Annotated in this window: 2 protein-coding genes; one reads left to right on the plus strand and one right to left on the minus strand. The window is 39.9% G+C overall.

Annotation, left to right across the window (positions count from 1 at the left end; all coding sequences use genetic code 11):
• The first annotated feature begins 795 nt into the window (after window positions 1-795).
• Window positions 796-1,737 carry a hypothetical protein gene (locus LC574_RS30385; RefSeq protein ID WP_229457319.1) on the plus strand — a complete coding sequence of 314 codons (942 nt, stop codon included), beginning with the start codon at window positions 796-798 and terminating at the stop codon, window positions 1,735-1,737.
• A 68-nt stretch (window positions 1,738-1,805) separates the two neighbouring features.
• On the opposite strand, the gene LC574_RS30390 is transcribed toward LC574_RS30385, so the two are convergent.
• The gene (locus LC574_RS30390; protein WP_229457320.1) at window positions 1,806-3,482 is read right to left on the minus strand and encodes an ABC transporter ATP-binding protein; all 1,677 of its coding nucleotides are present in this window, start codon (window positions 3,480-3,482) and stop codon (window positions 1,806-1,808) included.
• Between the last annotated feature and the right edge of the window lie 370 nt (window positions 3,483-3,852).

A 3,852-nucleotide genomic window follows, 5' to 3' on the forward strand; every position in this document is an offset into this window, starting at 1 on the left:
TTAAGACTTGTGTATACACCGTAGCTTGGCAAGGGGGAGGGCGTAGCCGGGGGGTAAATATATGCAGCTTTACAAAGAAACGGTATTAGATTAGGACTTACGCAAAATATCTCTCAAACTCTCATTTCTCCGTGTCGTGCAGCGTCTCCCAAGGGGAGACGCTGCGTGTAGCTTGCTTAAGAGGAGGGGTACAAGTCTCTTAACCGCAAGGGCGCACTGGCTTCTCTGCGCCTCTGCGGTTCGTTATATCATGTCCGCCAAATTACCCATAATAAAAGAACCCCACCCCCAACCCCTCCCCGCCTGCGGGGAGGGGAGACAAAGCACAGCTTTGGCGGGGTGGGGTTCTTCGGGTTTAATAAGCAATCAAGCGGACATGATATTATTCCGTAACTCGTGCGTAAGTCCTATAGATAAATTTATCATGTCAGGAAAAAGCAACTTTTTTATCTAAATATCTATATACCGCTTTTGTCAAATTGAGATAATTTCAATTTTTGTACTCAGCTAGCAGAAATATTTTAGCAAAGTTGTTACTTTGAATTTATGCATCATAAAATACAATATTGAATCCTTTAATACCAAGGCTTCAAAAAACTTTATTCTAGCTGGATATGCATGTAACAATGACTTGTATTATTTAGCCTGGCTGATGAGAACTTCTTTTAACTGGATATAAATAAATCCAATTTGGATATACAGCTAAAGATAGAGGTTGTGAGTATATATTTTTATTTAAACTTAAGATAAATCTAAACTCTATGAATTACTACTCTTAAATAAAATCAAAATATTATGTTTATTAATTGCTTTAAAAATAATGGTAATTTAAATATAAATAAGGATAAAAATGTCTCAAATGTTGAGATAGCACTTTTTATAGATCAAATCAAAAGTAACATCTGGCTATTTGGTATTCCATCTTGGCTTTTTGGCATAACCGATAGAAGCATAGCTGCATTTACTGATGGTTATTTATCTCCTATAGAAATATTTCAGCTACTTACAGCTTCTTTCTTTTTTGTGAGTTGGCTATATCTCAAGCCTGATGAAAGCTTTAACAGCAATGATTTAGGCCCCAGTCAATATCAAGAATATCTCGCTCGTACTCAAGCTAATAAGCTTCAAGTAAAAAAGCTCCACATGATTAGCCAGGAGTATATTTTACCGTTTCCTTATATTTGCCAAATTTATCATTTATTGAATTTAAGGCATTTGGAAACAGTTCATAGCTTTAGCCTTAATAACCTGAAAATTTTTCAAATTAGCCACTTTCAGCCCACAAATACTGGTGGAATAATCAAATTCCAAACAATATTAGACTCGCCAGCGAATGCTTTAAGAATTTGGCGACAACCAATTGTAGAGGTGGATTTAATATTACATACTCCCTACACTGTTGAACTGAGTATCCCAGTCTACAATAACAAAAGGATAATTGTTATATTCCATACTTTTCCGTTAAATGACTTAGAGCATCACTTCTTTATAGATATTTATAGTGATTTAGAATGGCCAAAGCCATTATTACAAATAATATTGCATTTTGCTTCTTGTTTGACACTATTTGAAGATTTGCCGTATCTAAGAGCTTTAGCTGATAAAAATATAGGGCGTTTATTCAACTTAAGCAGGGCTTCAAATCACGAGACTGCATTGCTGTTTAAAAGATACGTTGAGCTATATGGTTCTAGTGGAGAACCAACTAAATTACTTGAGGGCAGGGAAGAGAGTTAGGAGACGCGATTAATCGCGTCTGTACAAGAGTGGGGAGAGACGCGATTAATCGCGTCTGTACAGTTTGGTTAAGCGCGTGCTAGTAAGGGGGCAGCAGCTAGTAAGGTTTTGGTATAAGGGTGCTGAGGATTAGCAAAAATGGTTTTTGTCAGACCGAGTTCGACAATTTTACCGCCATTCATTACGGCAATACGATCGCACAAAAATCGAGCTAACCAAAGATCGTGAGTGATGAACAGATAAGTTAACTCAAATTCTTCTTTTAATTGCAACATCAAATCCAACACTTGCGACTGCACGCTAGCGTCTAACATACTCACTGGTTCATCGCAGATCAAAAGTTTAGGGTGAGTAATCAAAGCACGAGCGATCGCAACTCTTTGTTGTTGTCCCCCAGACAAATCTGATGGATAACGCTCATAATACACTTTTGGCGGTGTTAACCCAACTTTCTCTAGCATCCACAAAACCTGTTCTTTTGCCTTGACGGGATCGGCTAGATTGTGGATAAATAAAGGATCAGCGATACTTTGTCCCACTGTCATGGCTGGATTGAGACAAGCATGGGGATCTTGAAAAACCATTTGTATTTGTCGCCGCGAGGAGCGAATTTCTTGACGCGACAGTTTAGTTAAATCCTGTCCTAAAAACTCAACTTTGCCACTAGTGGGACGAATTAGTTGCAAAATTGTTCGTGATAGTGTACTTTTACCACAACCTGATTCCCCAACTAAGCCGAGAATTTCTCCTGGATAAATATCCAAGTTGATACCATCAACTGCTTTAATTGTCTGCGCTTGTGTCTTAAACAGTCGTTCGATAAAGTTAGGTTCTATGGTGTAGTGTTGCTTGAGTTCTGTAATACTCAAAATTGGGGATTTATGATTAACAATCAGTAATTGCTTTTCTTCCCCACTCCCCACTCCCCACTCCCCACTCCCTATTTCATCTACTGTTTGAATATGTAAAGCTGCTTTTAAGAGCGATCGCGTGTATTCATGTTGAGGGTGTCTAAATACGGTTTCTGTAGAACCCATTTCCACCATCTTACCGTTGTACATCACGCCAATGCGATCGCAATACTCAGCCACCATTGCCAAATCGTGAGAAATCAGCAACAATCCCATGTTTTCTTCACCGCACAGACGAGTTAATTCTTTCAATATCTGCGCGGAAACGGTAACATCTAAACTGGTGGTGGGTTCATCGGCAACAATTAATTTGGGGTTGAGGAGTAAAGCTAAAGCGATCGCTACCCGTTGACGCATTCCACCGCTAAACTCGTGGGGATACTGATTCCAACGACTAGCTGGAATATTCACCTTTGCCAAGGTTGCAAGTGCTTTTTCTTTGGCTTCTGGCGTTGATAATTCTGGTGAGTGCGCCTGGAGGGTTTCGATACAATGCTTACCAATCGTCATCAGTGGATCAAGACGTGTCATGGGATCTTGGAAAATTAAGGCGATCGTTTCTCCCCGAAATTTCCGCAATTGGTTAGGCATCAAGTCAAGCACCGACTGTCCTTGAAATGTCACCCGTCCGTCAATCCTACTAGAGGCTGGTAGTAAACGCATTACTGCCCGTCCTATAGTTGACTTACCACAACCCGATTCTCCCACCAATCCCATTCTTTCACCTGGTTGCAAGCTGAAAGATACATCATCAACCGCCCAGCTTGCTTCTTCTCCACTGCGCCCAGGATAGGCAACTCGCAGATTTTCGATACAAAATAAGGCTTCACTCATAGTTTAGTTATCAGCCCTGAGCTACCAGTTTTTATAATTTCAAATTTTAGATAGTCTATCAGATTAGTAATGAACCTCCGTTGTGCCAACATCTTTATTGTCTTAGCGTAGGCGTAGCCTCTCCAAGAGAAACCTTTAAGCTGGATTAACCTAATGTATCTATAGACAACCAGCGTATCCGCCCAACCTAACAGGGCTGTTTCTTTCTCATCTAGCCCGCCTCAGAATTCATTCTGAGTCTAACCCTCTTCCATCAGTCTTGGAGAAAGCAATCGCTGCAAGGCTTATGAGACTTCGATTTTCAGGTTTTAGCAACATTTTTGAATTTCTATTAGAAAATAAAGCTTCAAACCTTGATTGAGTAATAGTT

The sequence above is a fragment of the Nostoc sp. CHAB 5715 genome (genome assembly GCF_020829685.1).
Taxonomy (GTDB): Bacteria; Cyanobacteriota; Cyanobacteriia; order Cyanobacteriales; family Nostocaceae; genus Nostoc.

Bases quoted from the DNA above. Each gene is read 5' to 3' on its own strand.
- LC574_RS30385 (WP_229457319.1), top strand. From the start codon at position 796: ATGTTTATTAATTGCTTTAAAAATAATGGTAATTTAAATATAAATAAG.
- LC574_RS30390 (WP_229457320.1), bottom strand. From the start codon at position 3,482: ATGAGTGAAGCCTTATTTTGTATCGAAAATCTGCGAGTTGCCTATCCT.